The sequence below is a fragment of the Sphaerisporangium flaviroseum genome (assembly GCF_039537005.1).
In the GTDB taxonomy this organism is placed as follows: Bacteria; Actinomycetota; Actinomycetes; order Streptosporangiales; family Streptosporangiaceae; genus Sphaerisporangium; species Sphaerisporangium flaviroseum.
Genome location: NZ_BAAAZR010000028.1, coordinates 164,438 through 179,997, shown reverse-complemented (window position 1 = coordinate 179,997; position 15,560 = coordinate 164,438). Strand labels below are relative to the sequence as shown.

Here is a 15,560-nt window from a genome sequence, read left to right as displayed (position 1 = left end):
ATGCTAGCCACGCGCGAGGTGGCGTCGGCGTCGCGTACCCTTGGCAGATGTGGCAGCCATCGATCCCGCAGAAGAGATCAACGAGCTTACCGGCACGCTGAGGGGCATTCAGGACGTGCTGGACCTCGACGTCATGCGAAAGCAGATCGCCGAGTTGGAGGAGCAGGCTGCCGCGCCCGATCTGTGGAACGACCCCGATCAGGCGCAGAAGATCACCAGCAAGCTGTCCCACATGCAGGGTGAGCTCAACCGCGTCGAGAGCCTCACGCGCCGGCTGGACGACATCGTCATCCTGTACGAGCTTGCCGAGGCCGAGGACGACGCCGAGACGCGCGAGGAGGCCGGGCGGGAGCTCGCCTCCCTCCGCGCCGACGTCAACGCCCTCGAGGTGCGCACGCTGCTGTCGGGGCCGTACGACGCCCGAGAGGCGCTCATCACCATCAACTCCCAGGCCGGTGGCGTCGACGCGGCCGACTGGGCGCAGATGCTGCTGCGCATGTACCTCCGCTGGGCCGAGCGCAAGGGCCATTCCACCGAGGTGTACGACACCTCCTACGCCGAAGAGGCCGGCATCAAGTCGGCCACCTTCGTGGTGAAGGCGCCCTATGCCTACGGCACTCTGAGAGGGGAGCACGGCACCCACAGGCTGGTCCGCATCAGCCCCTTCGACAACCAGGGCCGCCGTCAGACCTCCTTCGCCGGCGTCGACGTGGTGCCGGTCGTGGAGAAGACCGACCACATCGATATCAACGAGGACGACCTCCGCATCGACGTCTACCGGTCGTCGGGTCCCGGCGGCCAGGGCGTCAACACCACCGACTCCGCCGTGCGCATCACCCACCTGCCCACCGGCATCGTCGTCTCCTGTCAGAACGAGCGCTCCCAGCTCCAGAACCGCGCCTCCGCGATGACGGTCCTGCAGGCCAAGCTGCTCGAGCGCAAGCGTCAGGAAGAGGCGGAAAAGATGTCCGAGCTGCGTGGCGAGTCGACCACGTCCTGGGGCACTCAGATACGCAACTACGTCCTGCACCCCTACCAGATCGTGAAGGACCTGCGCACGTCGGTCGAGGCGGGGAACCCCAGCGCGGTGCTCGACGGTGAGCTGGACGAGTTCATCGAGGGCGAGATCCGCTGGACGCGCCGCCAGGAGTCGGGCACGGCGGACTAGCCCCCGTACGGACCCCGACGCATCGGGATCCGCACAGACGTCCGGTCAGGTGCCGTACAGGTGCCTGAGTGCAAGCGTGCCCGCAAGCAGGACAATCAGCACGATCGCGATGACCGTGGGCGAAAGCCCCCCGAACCCATGGTGATGCACCCTGTCCCTGCTGGCCCTGCATGCGGGGCACCGACCTTCCACCACCGGGCCGGCGCACTGGGCACAGATGAGATGTTCGCAGCTCACGGGATATCTCCCTCTCCACGAAGGTCGCTTTACCAGCCTGTTAGCGAGTGTGGAATCGTTTTGTTTCCGTTATGGACGTTCCATGCCAGTGTTACCCCTAGACTGAGCCTCGGCCAACCGGAACGTCGATCATTGGTAAAGAGCGGCGCCCCCCGGCCGGCGAGCAATGCGATGTGGCTCACTCGGCCACTTCCGCAACCGTCCTAACCCCTAGACTGGCATGCCGTGATGCGCCTGTGATCCATTTCGATAATGTCACCAAGGTCTACGTTAACCAGAACCGGCCCGCCCTCGACCACGTCAGTGTCGACGTCGACAAGGGTGAGTTCGTGTTCCTGGTCGGTCCTTCGGGGTCGGGGAAGTCGACCTTTCTCCGCCTGGTCCTGAAGGAGGAGCGCCCCAACTCGGGCGCGATACATGTCGCCGGCAAGGATCTGGCGCGCCTGTCGAACTTCAAGGTGCCGCATCTGCGCCGCCGCATCGGCTGCGTGTTCCAGGACTTCCGGCTGCTGCCCAACAAGAACGTCTACGAGAACGTGGCGTTCGCGCTGGAGGTCATCGGCAAGCCAAGGCGGTTCATCCGCAAGGTGGTCCCCGAGGTCGTCGAGCTGGTCGGCCTCGAAGGCAAGGCCCACCGCATGCCCGACGAGCTGTCCGGAGGTGAGCAACAGCGGGTCGCCATGGCCCGCGCATTCGTGAACCGCCCGATGATCCTTCTCGCGGACGAGCCCACGGGCAACATCGACCCCGCGACCAGCATCGGGATCATGAAGGTGCTCGATCGCATCAACCGGACGGGCACCACCGTCGTCATGGCCACCCATGACGCCGCCATTGTCGACTCCATGCGCAAACGTGTGGTCGAGCTGGAGGACGGCAAGATCGTCCGAGATCAGTCGCGCGGCGTCTACGGTCAGGCGTACTGATCACCAAGAGAGAGCAACAGAGGACACCCAAAGCATGCGGGCAAACTTCATCTTCTCTGAGGTCTGGATCGGCCTTCGCCGCAACCTCACGATGACCATCGCGGTCATCGTGACCGTGGCCATCGGCATGGCGCTGCTCGGCATTGGGCTCATGATCAACGCACAGGTCGGCAACATGAGCACCTACTGGTCCGACAAGGTCCAGTTGTCGGCCTTCCTGTGTAAGAAGAACGACCCGTTCCAGGCCTGCAAGGGCCGCGGCGCGGTGAGCGAGCAGGAGAAGGCGGCGTTGAAGTCGCAGATCGAGTCCATGGGACAGGTCGACACGGTCTTCTTCGAGGGCCAGGAGAAGGCCTACGAGAACTTCAAGGCCGCCTACAGCAGCAACAGCGTGTTCCTCACCGCCGTCAAGGTCGAGGACATGCCCGAGTCCTTCCGGGTGAAGCTCAAGGATCCGAACGACTACAAGGCCGTCTTCGACCGCCTCAGCGGGGCGCCGGGCGTGTCCAACGTCGTGAACGACCAGCAACTGCTCGACAAGTTCTTCGGGCTGATGAGCAAGCTGCGCTGGGCCGCGTTGATCGTCGCGCTCATCCAGGTGTTCGCCGCGATCTTGCTGATCGGTAACACGGTGCGGCTGTCGGCGTACAACCGAAGGCGGGAGACCGGCATCATGCGCCTGGTCGGCGCCTCGAACCTCTACATCCAGTTACCGTTCGTCATGGAAGGCACCATCGCCGGCCTGGTCGGCGGTGTCATCTCGGCGGTCCTGCTCATGTTCGCCAAGATCGTGCTGTTCGACGGCATGCAGAGTTACTTCGTGCTGTCCACGCAGCTCGGCTGGAGCGAGGTGGCCCAGGTGATCACGCTCACCACCGTGGTCGGCGTGCTGATCTGTATCCTCGCCTCCTTCGTCACCCTCCGGCGATACCTGAGGGTGTGACACACCCCGGTAGGCTCGCAGTCATGCCACGTGAGACCGGGCGCAAGCTCATCGCCCAGAACAAGCGTGCCCGGCACGACTATCAGATCGAGGACACCTACGAGGCGGGGCTCGTCCTGATGGGCACGGAGGTGAAATCCCTCCGTGCCGGCCGGGCGAGCCTGACGGACGGGTTCGCCCAGGTGAGAGATGACGAGGTGTGGCTGATGAACATCCACATCCCGCAGTACCACATGGGCACGTGGACCAACCACGCCGCGCTGCGCCCCCGCAAGCTCCTGCTCCACCGCAAGGAGATCGGGAAGATCATCAACAAGACCAAGGAGTCGGGCCTGACCCTGGTCCCCCTCTCCCTGTACTTCAAGGACGGCAAGGCCAAGGTCGAGATCGGTGTGGCCAGGGGCAAGAAGACCTGGGACAAGCGGCATGATCTCGCCGAGAAGCAGGCCACCCGGGAGATGGCCCGCGCCCTTCGTCACCGGAATCGATGAGGCCCGATCAGCCGTGGCGCTAGCCGTGCGTGTCAAAAGGGTGGTGTCGGCCGGCCTGTCGCTGGCCGCGGTCGTTCCCCTGCTGTCGGCGTGCTTCTCCGAGCCCTCGCCGCATGAGGCCGTCAGCGAGTTCCTGGTCGGGTGGCAGACCGGCGACTACTCCGCCGCCGCCGGGCGCACCGACGGCGATCCCAAGGTCGTGCGGCGGGCCCTGGAGGACGCCGGCCTGCAGCTCGACGCCGCGTCGATCCGCTTCGCGCTCAAGGGCCTGCGGACCACCGGCGACGCCGCCGACGCGAAGTTCCGCGTCGAGGTCGACCTCGGGGACAACAACCCCATCTGGCAGTACGACAACGATCTCCCGCTCCACCTGGTCGACGGCACGTGGAAGGTCCGCTGGTCGCCCAGCGTCATCCACCCGCAGCTGCGCGAGGGCCAGCGCTTCGCGGTGGAGGTCTCGCCCGAGGGGCGCCAGCCCATCGAGGACCGCAACGGCGACGCGCTCCAGACCGAGGAGACGCTGTACCTCGCGGGTGTCTATCCCGCCAGGGTGAAGGATCCGGTCGGGCTGTGCGAGCGGCTGTACCAGCTCACCGGCTTCGCCCAGGACCGGTTGCTCAGCCGCATCCGGTCGGCGCCGCCCCAGGACTTCGTGCCGCTGGTGACGTTCAACGCCAGGAAGTACGCCCAGCTGCTCGACCGGCTCGACGAGATCGGCCCCGATCTGAAGATCGAGAAGAAGTCGCAGCCGGTCGCGCCCGCGCAGCCGGTCGACATCATCGGCAAGGTGGGCGCGATCACCCCCGAGACCGAGCAGCAGCTCGGCGGCCCGCAGCGGGCCGGTGACACCGTCGGCCAGGGCGGCCTGCAGAAGGCCTACCAGGACCAGCTCACCGGGTCCACCGGCACCAAGGTCATCACCTACGACCTGAAGACCAGCGAGAGGGTGGCCGAGCTGGCCAAGTGGCCGGGCCGCACCAATACGACGCCGGTGGAGACCACCATCGACAAGGGCGTGCAGCGGTCCGCCGATCTGGCCGTCAGCGGCACTGTTCCCGCGGTCCTGGTCGCGGTCGACACGCAGACCTCCGAGATCCGGGCCGTCGGGTCCCACGAGATGCACCAGGAGCGGGAAGCTCTGGCCGGCCGCTTCCCCCCGGGCACCGCCTTCTCGATCGTCGCGGCCGAGGGCATCCTCGGGCCTGGGGGAGTCGACCTCAAGCAGAAGGTGCCCTGCCCCGCCGACCGCACGGTCGGAGGCGCGCGCTTCCAGCAGACGGCGAGCCCTGTGGGCACGGCGCCCAGCGTCACCGCGGGCTTCGCCCATGGATGCGTCACCGCGCTGGCGTCGCTGGCCCGGCGGGTGGGCGCGAACGCGCTGACGCAGTCGGCCACCCGCTTCGGCATCGGCGGAGACTGGAGCCTGCCCCTGCGGTCCTTCAGCGGCACCGTCCCCGAGCCGACGAGCGACGCCGCCAAGGCGAAGATCATCGCTGGTCAGACCGTGCGGGTCAGTCCTCTGTCGATGGCCCTGGTGGCGGGCGCCGTCGCCTCCGGCACCTGGCGGCCGCCCACCCTGGTCACCGCGCCCGCCGCGCCCGACCTCACGTCCGACGTCGCGCCGGTGCCCCCTCCGCGGCCGGTGCAGCTCGACTCCGGCACCGTGGCCAAGCTGCGGACGCTCATGCGGGCAGGGGTCACCTCCGGCACGGCCGCCACCGCCAACGCGCCGGGTGACAAGGTGTACGGCATCTCCTCCGCGATCACCTACACCGACAAGAAGCGGGCGAGGAGCCTTTCGTGGTTCGTCGGGTGGCAGGGCGACCTGGCGGTGGCCGTGCTGACCGAGACGAACGACCCGGCGGCCTCCGCGCAGATCGCGGGCCAGTTCTTCCGCAGTGCCCGCACCGCGGCCTGAAAATAGTTTCAGGGGCGAGCAACCATTGGACGTTCGTCCTGCGTCTTTATGGATGACTGGGTGCCGCTTGGGGGTTGCGGGCTCAGTCGCCGTGATGAGACCAGGGCTTCATCTCGGGGGAAGCCCTGCCGTCCGGACCGGCTCGACCCTGCCGGTCGGCCCCCGGGGGCGTGCGCGATGTGCCACGTCTCCGGGGGTTTCGGCGTCCGCGGGGCGAGCCGGGGGCGGTGCCGCGTGGACGTCGAGGCCCGCGCCCAGGGGATGCCCGGGGGAATCAAGTTGGCGCCGGGGGTGTTGACTAGAGTATCTTCAGGATGCTCGGTCTTTCGCGAGACCGTGTTGACAACTCCACAGGGGGTGACTGGTTTCGACTTCGACATGTCGCGCCAGGGGAAGCGGGTCGAGGACTGCGGACATAACCTCGTTAATCCTGTGACCGCAAAACAATAAGTGCCAATAACACGCGCACTCAGGGCCACATGGCCCTCGCCGCCTGAGCGAGGACCAAGCCCTTGTCAGCCCGGGACCGCCTCCGGCCCGGACCTGGCATCGCTAGGAGGCTAAACCGATCGACCCGGTCACGGGGCCGATAGGGAAACCAAACAGTGACTGAGCCCGTCGGTGACTCGCCTGCGTGATCACCGGGGCTGAGAAAATCTCAGCAGGCTGCACCCGGAGAAGCCCTGTCGTGGTGTTGAAGGACGCGGGTTCGATTCCCGCCACCTCCACCACCCGTCCCGTACGCGGGACAGATCGCCCAAGGGCGGTCGGTCGGCGACATCGCCGCCCGGCCGCCCTTGATCTTTTTCTGGGCGAAGATCGGGTTTCACCCGTCGTGAACCGCGTCTTCGGGTGGTTCGGAGCCGCCTAGGTTGGGCGCATGAGCGATCTGCGCACCGCGTCGGTGAACGGCATCCGGCTGGCCTACCAGGTGGCGGGTGCGGCGGGCGCTGGGGTGTCGCCGGGCATCGGGCGCCGCGCGCGGGCAGGGGTCAGCGTAAGCAGGAGCCGGGGTGCCATGGCGGCGGGTGGCGACACGCCGTATTGCCTGGGGTTTTGTCAGAGTTGTAGGGAAATGGCTGGTCAATCGCGACAATCCGCCCATGGCCCAATCCATCCAGCGAGACGATGTCGCCGCCACGCTCGCCGCCCGACGGGAGCTCGGCGGGGACTACGAGGAAGCGCTCGCCGACGCCCTCGTCGACCGCATCGGCAACACCATCGACGAGCGGATCGACGCCAAGCTCGCCACGCGCCCACCAGGCCGTACCGGCGTGAAGATCTCGCCCTCGACGGCGGCCATGGTGAGCGGACTGGGCATGGGCGGCTTCTTCGCCCTCGCCGGCGCGGCCGACATCCAGGTCGCGGCCGTGTTGTGGCTGGTGCTCGCGGTGGCCACGATCGCCTTCCTGCTCGGGAGATGGCGGTCCAAGTCCTGAGGGACCTGCTCGGGAGGGGTGAAGTCCATGATCCGGTTGATCGCCTCGGATCTCTGCGGTGCGGGGTCTGATCGCCGGTCTAGCTGCCCGAGAGGGTGCCCAGGGTCACGGTGACGGTGCTGGTCTTGCCGTTGGGGTGGAGAAGCTCCACCTTCGCCTGGGTGCCAGGTCTGAGGCCGGCGAGGACCTCCGAGAGCGCCGCGGCCGTGGGGGTCGGCTTTCCGTTGACGCTCAGGATGATGTCGCCGGGCTTGATGCCGGCCCTGGCGGCACCGCTGCCGGGGTCGACCATGGCGACGCCGACGCCGACCGGCTGCCCGTCGGATCCGACGACGGTGTTGACGCGAACGCCCAGGGCGGCGCGACGGGTGTTGACGACCTTGCCGTTCTTGATGATCTGGTCGGCGACGTCCTTGGCGGTGGCACTCGGGATGGCGAAGCCGATGCCCGGAGCCGCGCCCCCGCCCAGGTCGGGATTTATCGCGGCCAGCGTCGGCACGCCGATGACCTCGCCGGAGAGGTTGGTGAGCGCCCCACCGCTGTTTCCCGGGTTGATCGCGGCCGAGGTCTGGATGGCGTTGGTGATCGTGGCGCCGGGCGATCCCTCGCCCTGGGGTTCGGTGACCGTGCGGCCGAGCGCGGAGACGATGCCGTTGGTCACGCTGCCGGACAGGCCGAGCGGATTGCCCATGGCGAGCACGATCTGGCCCACCTTGAGCTTGCTGGAGTCGCCGAAGGTGGCGGGGGTCAGCCCTGACCGGTCGCTGACGCGGATGATGGCGAGGTCGCCCAGGGGATACGACGCGACGAGCTTGGCCTTGCGGGGTTTGCCGCCGGTGGCGAGGGTGACCTCGAAACTCGTGGACTTGCCCACTACATGGGCATTTGTCACGATATGACCGTCCGTGTCGTACACGACGCCCGAGCCCAGCCCTCCCGATGTGGTGATCTGCACGATCGACGGCAGGACCTGCGCGATGACCCGCTCGTACGCCTGCTCCTCGGCGATCAACGTGTTGCCCGGTGAGGTCGTGTCGGCATGCCGGGAGGCCGTGCTCGTCGAAGCGGGTGATCCGCTGAGGCCGCAGCCGCTGAACATCACCAGGACCCCGACCGCCCCCGCGGCGATGACGTGCCGGTTGAAATGTCCGGTCAGTCGATTACCTGGTGTCGTTCCCATGGACAAGGTGATTCCCGACCACGCGGAAGATACTCACTCACCGTCACCGAGACGCCGGTCCTGTGAACCGGCGACCGGTGGGCTCACTCCATGGGGAAGGTGATTTCTTCGAGCGGGCCTCAGGCTTCTCACCTGCGAAAACGGGCTGATGGCCGGTGAAATGACGGTTACCGGGCCGCATGGATCACGAATTGTGACGTAGTCTGCCGACATGGCGGACGGCGCTGGAAACTCCCCCAGCCGCCCTGGGTCGGGGCGGCCTCCGACGTATGTTCCTTCCTACGAAGCGCCGACGACCCCGATGCCCCGGGTGAGCCCTGAGCAGGCCCTGGCGATGGCCGAGGCCGCGAAGGCGGAGGCGGCCAAGGAGCGAGCGGCGAAGGGCCAGGCATCCAAGGGCCAGGCATCGAAGGGCCAGGCATCGAAGGGTCAGGCATCGAAGGGGCAGGCCGCGCGAGCGGCCAAGGGCGCGCGGACCTCGTCCCCGGATGCCGACACCTACGCGCCTTTCGGCGCTTCGGGCGTCGCCTCCGACTCCTCGGCGGCCACCGCCCACGCCAGGGCCGCCGCGGACGGCACGGCGCCGCCGGAGATCGAAGACGTCGAAGTGACGGCCAATGTCCGAAGGCCGGCTGGACCGTTCCTCCACCCGGACCGGCCCGTCGCTCGCGGCGATTGGTCGTCGCGCTCCCCGGCCTCCCCCGCCCCCGCCCCCCGGAGTGGGCGGTCGCGCTGGCTGGCGTCGGCGGTCATGCGCGTCGGGGACATCCCCATAAGAGCGGTGTACGGCATCGGCGCGGCCATCGTCACAGGCATCGTCGTGGTGCTGATCTTCATGCTGTTCGGCGGCGACGCACCCAGTGAGCCCGTACGCGTGGACCCGGTGCAGGCGGGCGGACCCGCCGCGACCAGCGCGGCTCCCAAGCCGACCCCGATCGCCGTCCCCCCGGTCCCCGCGGCCAGGGCCATGACGGTGTTCCCTGGCACGGGCACTCCGATCGCCGCCTACACGGTCGACCGCACCTCCGGCATCAGCTACGCCCAGTACGGCGCTCCCTGGGTCAAGACGTCACGCGATCCGTTCGCGTTCGCGCAGAAGGCCGGTCCGTCCAAGCAGTCGCAGGCGTTGATCGGGTCGGCGCCGGTGCCCGTGGCCGTGCGGAGCACCCCGGCGACGTTCGCGGACTTCCGCAAGCTGGCGGCCAAGGCGGCGAAGTGGACGCTGCGCTACCAGCCCGCCGGGGCGAAGTTCACCTGGACCGTGTCGCAGCAGGCGCGGTACAACCCCGGGTGGCTGCTCGGCTACAAGGTGAGCTACGTCCAGGGCGGTAAGAAGCACAGCTCGCAGGCCTACGTCATGGTCATCTCCACGGCCAGGAAGAAGCCCGCGATGCTGTTCGCCAACGTCCCCGACACCCGCAAGGCCCTCTACCGCGACCTGAACATGCTGTTCTGGACCGCCCGCGCGATCTAGCGCCCCCCACCGCGGTTCCGGCACGCTCGCCGGGCGCGATGGATAGCTTGGAGAGCAAGCCGGTCCGCCCCGGCCTTGGCTCGCGTTGGAAGCATCTTCTAGAATATGGTTCTGTACGTCATGAGGTCGAACCGCACGGAGGGTGTTATGGCGATCGGGTTGAGCGAGGAGCACGAGGCGCTCCACGAGTCCGTTGGCGGCTGGGCGGAGCGCAACATTCCCGCCGAGGTGATCCGATCGGCCGTCGGGGCGCAGGCCGAGGAGCGGCCCGGCTTCTGGGCCGGCCTCGCCGACCAGGGACTCCTCGGCCTGCACCTTCCCGAGGAGTACGGCGGTAGCGGCTTTGGGCTTCTGGAGACGGCCGTCGCCGTGGAGGCGCTCGGCGAGCGTGCCGCGCCCGGCCCGTACGTGCCCACCGTGCTCGCCTCCGCCGCGATCCTCGCCTCCGACGGCAAGGCCCGTGCCGACCTCCTGCCCGGCCTCGCCGAGGGGACGCTGACCGGTGCCGTGGCGCTCGCCGGCACGCTCACCGGCACGCGCGGGGACGACGGCGTCCTGACCGTCAGCGGCACGGCCGAGCCGGTGCTCGGCGCCGCCCTGGCCGACGTGCTCGTGCTCCCGGTGAGCGTCGGCGGCGGCGAGGAATGGGTCGTCCTGTCCGGCGACAGCGTGACGGTCACCCCGCTCAAGAGCCTGGACCTCACCAGGGGCGTGGCCAGGGTCGAGGCCGACGCGGTCGCGGTGCCCGGGGAGCGGGTACTCGACGGGCTCAAGAGCACCGACGTCCGCGATCTCGCCGCGATCCTGCTCGGCGCGGAGGCGGCCGGCGTCGCCTCGTGGTGCGTGCGCGCCGCCGCCGAGTACGCCAAGGTACGCGTGCAGTTCGGCCGCCCGATCGGCCAGTTCCAGGGCATCAAGCACAAGGCCGCCCGCATGCTGGTCGCGCTGGAGCAGGCCCGCGCCACCGTCTGGGACGCCACCCGCGCCACCGGCGACGAGCTTCGCTACGCCGCCGCGATCGCCGGGGTCATGGCCCCCGACGCCGCCGTGCAGTGTGCCAAGGACGCCATCCAGATCTTCGGGGGCATCGGCTACACCTTCGAGCACGACGCGCACCTCTACTTCCGCCGCGCGCTGACCCTTCGCGCGCTGCTCGGCGCCTCCTCCGAGTGGGCCGAGTCGGTGGCCTCGCACGCCCTCGCCGGAGTCGCCCGCGAGATGGAGCTCGACCTTCCCGAGGACGCCGAGGCGCTGCGCTCCTCGCTCCGCGAGGAGATCGCCGAGATCGCCAAGCTGGAGGGCAAGGAGCAGAAGCGGGCACTCGCCGGCAAGGGTTTCGTGATGCCCCATCTGCCCTCGCCGTGGGGCCGCGGCGCCTCACCGCTTGAGCAGGTGCTCATCTACCAGGAGCTGAAGGCCGCGCGCGTGCGGCTGCCGCAGATGATCATCGGCGCCTGGGTCGTGCCGTCCATCGCGGCGTACGGCACGGTCGAGCAGCAGGAGCGGTTCCTGCCCGCCACCCTCGCCGGGGAGATGATCTGGTGCCAGCTCTTCAGCGAGCCCGGGGCGGGTTCCGATCTCGCGTCGCTGCAGATGAAGGCCGAGAAGGTCGAGGGCGGCTGGAAGCTCAACGGGCAGAAGATCTGGACCTCCGTCGCGCACGTCGCCGAGTGGGGCATCTGCATCGCCCGCACGGATACCTCCAAGCCCAAGCACGACGGCATCACCTACTTCATCGTGGACATGAAGGCCCCTGGGGTCACCGTGCGGCCGCTCACCGAGATGACCGGTGAGAACCTGTTCAACGAGGTCTTCTTCGACGACGCGTTCGTCCCGGACGACCTGGTGGTGGGCGAGATCAACGAGGGCTGGCGGGTCGCGCGCAACACCCTGTCCAACGAGCGCGTGTCCCTGTCGTCCGGATCCGGTGGCACGGGGTCGTCGGTCTCCGACCTGCTCGGCCTGGTGTCCCGCCTCGGCCGCGAGCTGACCGCGGCCGAGCGGCTCGAACTGGCCCACGTGGTCTGCGAGGGCCACTCGATCAACGCGCTGAGCCTGCGGGTCACGCTGAAGCAGCTCGCCGGTTCCGAGCCCGGCGCCGACGCCTCGGTGCGCAAGCTCCTGTCCACCTCACACGCGCAGCACGTGTCCGAGTGCGCGGTGAGCCTGCTCGGCGCGTCGGCGACGGTGGCCGCCGACATGAAGCTGGGCGACGCCGGCTACTGGAACCGTGCGGTCCTCGCCACCCGGGCGATGACGATCTACGGCGGGACGACGGAGGTCCAGCTCAACATCATCGGGGAGCGCATGCTCGGCCTTCCTCGCGACCCGGAACCCGGCAAATAGCCGAATAACCACCATCCGCCCTGTTCCGGTAGCTTTGCGGAAATCACGGTGTCGGCCGACCGGGGGTGGGGCGAGGCCATGCGCGTTCACCAGTGGGCACGGTGGGCACCCGCGCCGGCGGGGCTGGTCGTGGGCGCGCTGGCCCTCGGCCCCGCGCTCGGGCCCGGATTCGTGCTGCGGTACGACATGGTGTTCGTGCCCGACCCTCCGGTGACGTGGCCGGTGGGCGGCTTTCCTCGCGCGGTGCCGAGCGATCTGGTGGTCGCGCTGCTCGCGCATGTCATGCCGGCCCTGGCCCTGCAGAAACTGATCCTGATCGGGATCTTCGTGCTCGCCGGGTGCGGTGCGGCGGCGCTGGTGCCGGGGGACCGCCTGGTTCCCCGGCTGGCGGCGGCGGTGTTCTACGCGTGGAACGCCTACCTGGCGCAGCGGCTGCTGCTGGGGCAGTGGGCGCTGCTTCTCGGCTTCGCCGGCCTGCCGTGGGCGGTGCGCGCGGCGGCGCGAGGAGGGCCCTGGCGGCTCGCCCTGGCGCTCGTCCCGGCGGCCGTGGGGGGGTTCCAGGCCATGCTCGTCTCCGCGCTGGCCGTGCTCCCCGTGGCCGCCACGCGGCCCTCCCGACGGCTGCGCGGAGTGCTGGAGGCGCTGGCCGTGCTCGGGACACTGAGCCTGCCCTGGGCGGTTCCTGCGCTGCTCAGCCAGGCCGCGACCGATCCCGCGGGCGTGGACGCCTTCGCGGCCAGGGCGGACGGGCCGTTCGGCACGCTGGGCAGCCTGGTGAGCCTCGGCGGGATCTGGAACGCCGAGGCCGAGGTCCCCGGCCAGGCCGCTTGGCCGCTCGCCACGGCGCGCCTGCTCCTCGCCGCGGTGGCGGTCGTCACGTTCGTACGGCTGCCCTGGACCCGGGACAGGGCAGGCGAGACCACGGATGACGGCGGCGTGGGGACGCCGTTCTGGCGGGGCCTGCTGATCGCGGCCGCCGTGGGTCTGGCGATCGCGTCGACCGGCGCCTACGCGCCGGGCGTGCTCAAGGCGATGATCGGCTTCTGGCCGGGCTTCGGGCCGTTGCGCGACGGGCAGTTGTACGTCGCTCCGCTGGTCCTGGTGCAGGCCATCGGGTTCGGTGTGTTCGCCGGCCGGTGCTCCCGCCCGAGCCCACGGGGCGGCAGAGCGGCGGTGGTCGTGCCCGGTGTCGTCGCCGTGCTCGTTCCCCTGCTCGTGCTGCCCGCCTTCGCGTGGGGCGCGTCAGGGCGGCTGGCGGCGGTGGAGTATCCGGACGAATGGCGGCGGGTACAGGCGATCGTCAACCGTGACCCCCGCCCCGGGGCGCTGATCTCCCTGCCGTGGGGAGCGCACCGCGCGTTCGCCTGGAACGGTGGCCGGGTGATCCTCGACCCGGCGACCAAGTCGTTCGCGCGGCGGGTGATCTGGAACGACGCGCTCGTGGTCGGGCTGGGGAGGCGGGGGAGCCTCCGGCTGCGCGGGGAGGACTTCCTGGGCCGGCGGATCGGGATGGTGATCACCGCGCGCAACGGCCCGCTGACCCAGGTGTTACGTGCGGCGGGAATACGCTACGTGCTCATCACTGGACGCAACGAGAACAGGTTCCGTTCTCGGCTGCCCGGCGCCGTCCCCGCCTTCGTGGGCAATGAGGTGCTCTTGCTGCGGTTGTGACCTAGTCAAAGCCCCGCAAGCCGTCCATACTGGACGGTAAGTCCATTTATCACGTTTTGACCAAGCTTCTGGCTTAGGACCTGTATCACGTTCTACTCTCGGTAAGCCCACAGCGTCCGTACTTGGAGGGAGAAGCCCAATGGTGCGAGTGCTCGCCGCGCTCGTCGTTGGGGTGGTTCTGGCGATCGGCGCGTCAGTCGGCGTCGTCAACGTTGTCGCCCCCAGCCCTCAGCCACCCAACAAGCCGCTGTACAACTACGGCAACAGGTGATCTTCAACGGGCGGGCCTCACACCGCGAAGGGTGAGCCCGTCCGGTCCCACCTCCACTGAGCAGGAGAGGTGGCTTCGCCATGCCCGCATATAACGCTCGACACCGTGCCCATGCTCGAAACCATGCCAGGAAACGCGGGTGGTAGCGCGTAGCCAGGGGGGCTCGAGAGAAGAAGGAGTGGTCGTGGTCGCACAGCAGGTGGGCCGGGTGCCGCACGATCCCGAGGACGTGCCGCCCCTTCGGCCCAGGCCTGACGGCCCGCCCCGGCTCACGGTCGAGACGGAGCGCGTTCCTGATCGGCTCCTGCCGGACGTCCGGGTGGCGCTGCTCAACTTCAGGGAGCCGTTGCAGTCGGTCGCCGGAGGAGCGGAGGAGTACGCCTGGCAGGTGGGCCGTTACATGGCCGGCCAGGGCGCCTCGGTGCACTTCCTCACCAGCCGCGAGCCGGGACAGCCCGCCAGGGAGCGGCGCGAGGGCATCGAGCTGCGGCGCATGGGCAACAGATACCTGGTCTACCTGCTCGTCCCCCTGTGGATCCTGCTACGGCGCCGCCGCTTCGACGTCGTCATCGACTGCATGAACGGCATCCCCTTCTTCGCCCCCCTGGTCACCGGCAGGCGCACGACGGTCATCTCCCTGGTCCACCACGTGCACGACCGGCAGTTCTACGCGTTCTTCCCGCGCTGGCTCGCCCGGATCGGCTGCTTCGTCGAAGGGCCGGTCGCCCGGTTGCTCTACCGCCACCGGACCACCGTGACCGTGTCGGAATCCTCGCGTGCCGAGCTGCGCGAACGGCTGGGCTGGCTCGCGCCCATCGAGGTCATCCCCAACGGCAGCCCGGTCGCACGTCCGGTGGCCACCCACGTCGGCGGTCGCGAGGTCGCAGGGAACCCGGTCATCGCCTACGTGGGACGGCTGGTCGGCCACAAGCGCGTCGAGCGCGTCGTGGAACTGGTGTCGGAGCTGGGGGAGACCTGGCCGGGGCTCACCATCCACGTCGTCGGGCGCGGCCCCGAGTACGAGCCGCTGGAACGCCGGGCCGTGGCGCTCGGGGTGACCGGCAAGGTCCACCTGCACGGCTTCCTGTCCGAGCCCGAGAAGAACGCGGTGCTCGGCGCCGCGCGGCTCAACGTCACGGCCTCGGAGTTCGAGGGGTGGGGGCTCACGGTCATCGAGGCCGCCGCCCTCGGGGTGCCGACGGTCGCCTACGACGTCGCGGGCCTGCGTGACTCGGTACAGCACGGGGTCACCGGCTGGCTCGTCCAGGACGGCGAGTCGCTGGCCGACGTGGTCGGCCGGGCGCTGAAGGAACTGGAAGACCCGGCCCGGCGCACCGAGATCCAGAAGGCGTGCCGGAGCTGGGCGGCGGAGTTCTCGTGGGGCAGGACGGGCGCTAGGATGACCGGACTCATTGCGGCCGAACTCCAGCAAAAGGGACACCCCAGTTCCCTGAGCCTCCGTCTTGTCACAGGTGAGAGCCATATTCCCTGAGCCT

Annotated in this window: 12 protein-coding genes and 1 other RNA gene; 12 read left to right on the top strand and 1 reads right to left on the bottom strand. The window is 69.0% G+C overall.

The window, feature by feature from the left end:
• Positions 1-49 precede the first annotated feature (49 nt).
• The 7 genes from prfB to ABD810_RS28755 all read left to right on the top strand — a co-directional run bounded on the left by prfB (position 50) and on the right by ABD810_RS28755 (position 7,122).
• Positions 50-1,168 carry a peptide chain release factor 2 gene (prfB, locus tag ABD810_RS28785; protein ID WP_344947259.1) on the top strand — a complete coding sequence of 373 codons (1,119 nt, stop codon included), beginning with the start codon at positions 50-52 and terminating at the stop codon, positions 1,166-1,168.
• Positions 1,169-1,641: 473 nt separating this feature from the next.
• Positions 1,642-2,331, top strand: a complete 690-nt coding sequence (gene ftsE / locus ABD810_RS28780; RefSeq protein WP_114029179.1) for a cell division ATP-binding protein FtsE — start codon at positions 1,642-1,644, stop codon at positions 2,329-2,331.
• A 34-nt stretch (positions 2,332-2,365) separates the two neighbouring features.
• Positions 2,366-3,274 (top strand): permease-like cell division protein FtsX, encoded by a 909-nt coding sequence (gene ftsX / locus ABD810_RS28775; protein ID WP_344947253.1) that lies wholly within the window; start codon positions 2,366-2,368, stop codon positions 3,272-3,274.
• Positions 3,275-3,297: 23 nt separating this feature from the next.
• Entirely contained in the window at positions 3,298-3,765 is a 468-nt protein-coding gene (smpB, locus tag ABD810_RS28770; protein WP_344947250.1) for an SsrA-binding protein SmpB, read from the top strand.
• 25 nt (positions 3,766-3,790) lie between these two features.
• Entirely contained in the window at positions 3,791-5,683 is a 1,893-nt protein-coding gene (locus ABD810_RS28765) for a penicillin-binding transpeptidase domain-containing protein (protein ID WP_344947247.1), read from the top strand.
• A 353-nt stretch (positions 5,684-6,036) separates the two neighbouring features.
• Positions 6,037-6,414: a transfer-messenger RNA gene (gene ssrA / locus ABD810_RS28760) on the top strand.
• Between the two features lie 372 nt (positions 6,415-6,786).
• A complete protein-coding gene (locus tag ABD810_RS28755) occupies positions 6,787-7,122 on the top strand; it encodes a hypothetical protein (protein WP_344947244.1) in 336 nt (111 codons plus the stop codon).
• A gap of 79 nt (positions 7,123-7,201) precedes the next feature.
• Here the strand turns inward: ABD810_RS28755 and ABD810_RS28750 are convergent, their stop codons facing one another.
• Entirely contained in the window at positions 7,202-8,302 is a 1,101-nt protein-coding gene (locus ABD810_RS28750) for a S1C family serine protease (protein WP_344947241.1), read from the bottom strand.
• Positions 8,303-8,612: 310 nt separating this feature from the next.
• Here ABD810_RS28750 and ABD810_RS28745 point away from each other — a divergent pair, with 310 nt between their 5' ends.
• The 5 genes from ABD810_RS28745 (at position 8,613) to ABD810_RS28725 (ending at position 15,556) form a co-directional block, all read left to right on the top strand.
• Entirely contained in the window at positions 8,613-9,776 is a 1,164-nt protein-coding gene (locus ABD810_RS28745; protein WP_344947238.1) for a hypothetical protein, read from the top strand.
• Between the two features lie 147 nt (positions 9,777-9,923).
• Positions 9,924-12,122, top strand: coding sequence for an acyl-CoA dehydrogenase family protein (locus tag ABD810_RS28740; RefSeq protein ID WP_344947235.1), 2,199 nt, complete (start codon positions 9,924-9,926; stop codon positions 12,120-12,122).
• 48 nt (positions 12,123-12,170) lie between these two features.
• Entirely contained in the window at positions 12,171-13,793 is a 1,623-nt protein-coding gene (locus ABD810_RS28735; RefSeq protein ID WP_344947232.1) for an MmpA family trehalose lipid delivery protein, read from the top strand.
• 139 nt (positions 13,794-13,932) lie between these two features.
• Complete coding sequence (locus ABD810_RS28730; protein ID WP_344947229.1) at positions 13,933-14,064, top strand: hypothetical protein; 132 nt, start codon at positions 13,933-13,935, stop codon at positions 14,062-14,064.
• A 184-nt stretch (positions 14,065-14,248) separates the two neighbouring features.
• On the top strand, positions 14,249-15,556 hold the full coding sequence (locus ABD810_RS28725) for a glycosyltransferase family 4 protein (RefSeq protein WP_344947226.1): 1,308 nt from the start codon (positions 14,249-14,251) through the stop codon (positions 15,554-15,556).
• The last annotated feature ends 4 nt before the right edge of the window (positions 15,557-15,560 follow it).

Excerpts from the sequence above, each read along its gene's own strand:
- ftsX (WP_344947253.1), top strand. The coding sequence starts at position 2,366 with ATGCGGGCAAACTTCATCTTCTCTGAGGTCTGGATCGGCCTTCGCCGC.
- smpB (WP_344947250.1), top strand. The coding sequence starts at position 3,298 with ATGCCACGTGAGACCGGGCGCAAGCTCATCGCCCAGAACAAGCGTGCC.
- ABD810_RS28755 (WP_344947244.1), top strand. The coding sequence starts at position 6,787 with ATGGCCCAATCCATCCAGCGAGACGATGTCGCCGCCACGCTCGCCGCC.
- ABD810_RS28750 (WP_344947241.1), bottom strand. The coding sequence starts at position 8,302 with ATGGGAACGACACCAGGTAATCGACTGACCGGACATTTCAACCGGCAC.
- ABD810_RS28740 (WP_344947235.1), top strand. The coding sequence starts at position 9,924 with ATGGCGATCGGGTTGAGCGAGGAGCACGAGGCGCTCCACGAGTCCGTT.
- ABD810_RS28730 (WP_344947229.1), top strand. The coding sequence starts at position 13,933 with ATGGTGCGAGTGCTCGCCGCGCTCGTCGTTGGGGTGGTTCTGGCGATC.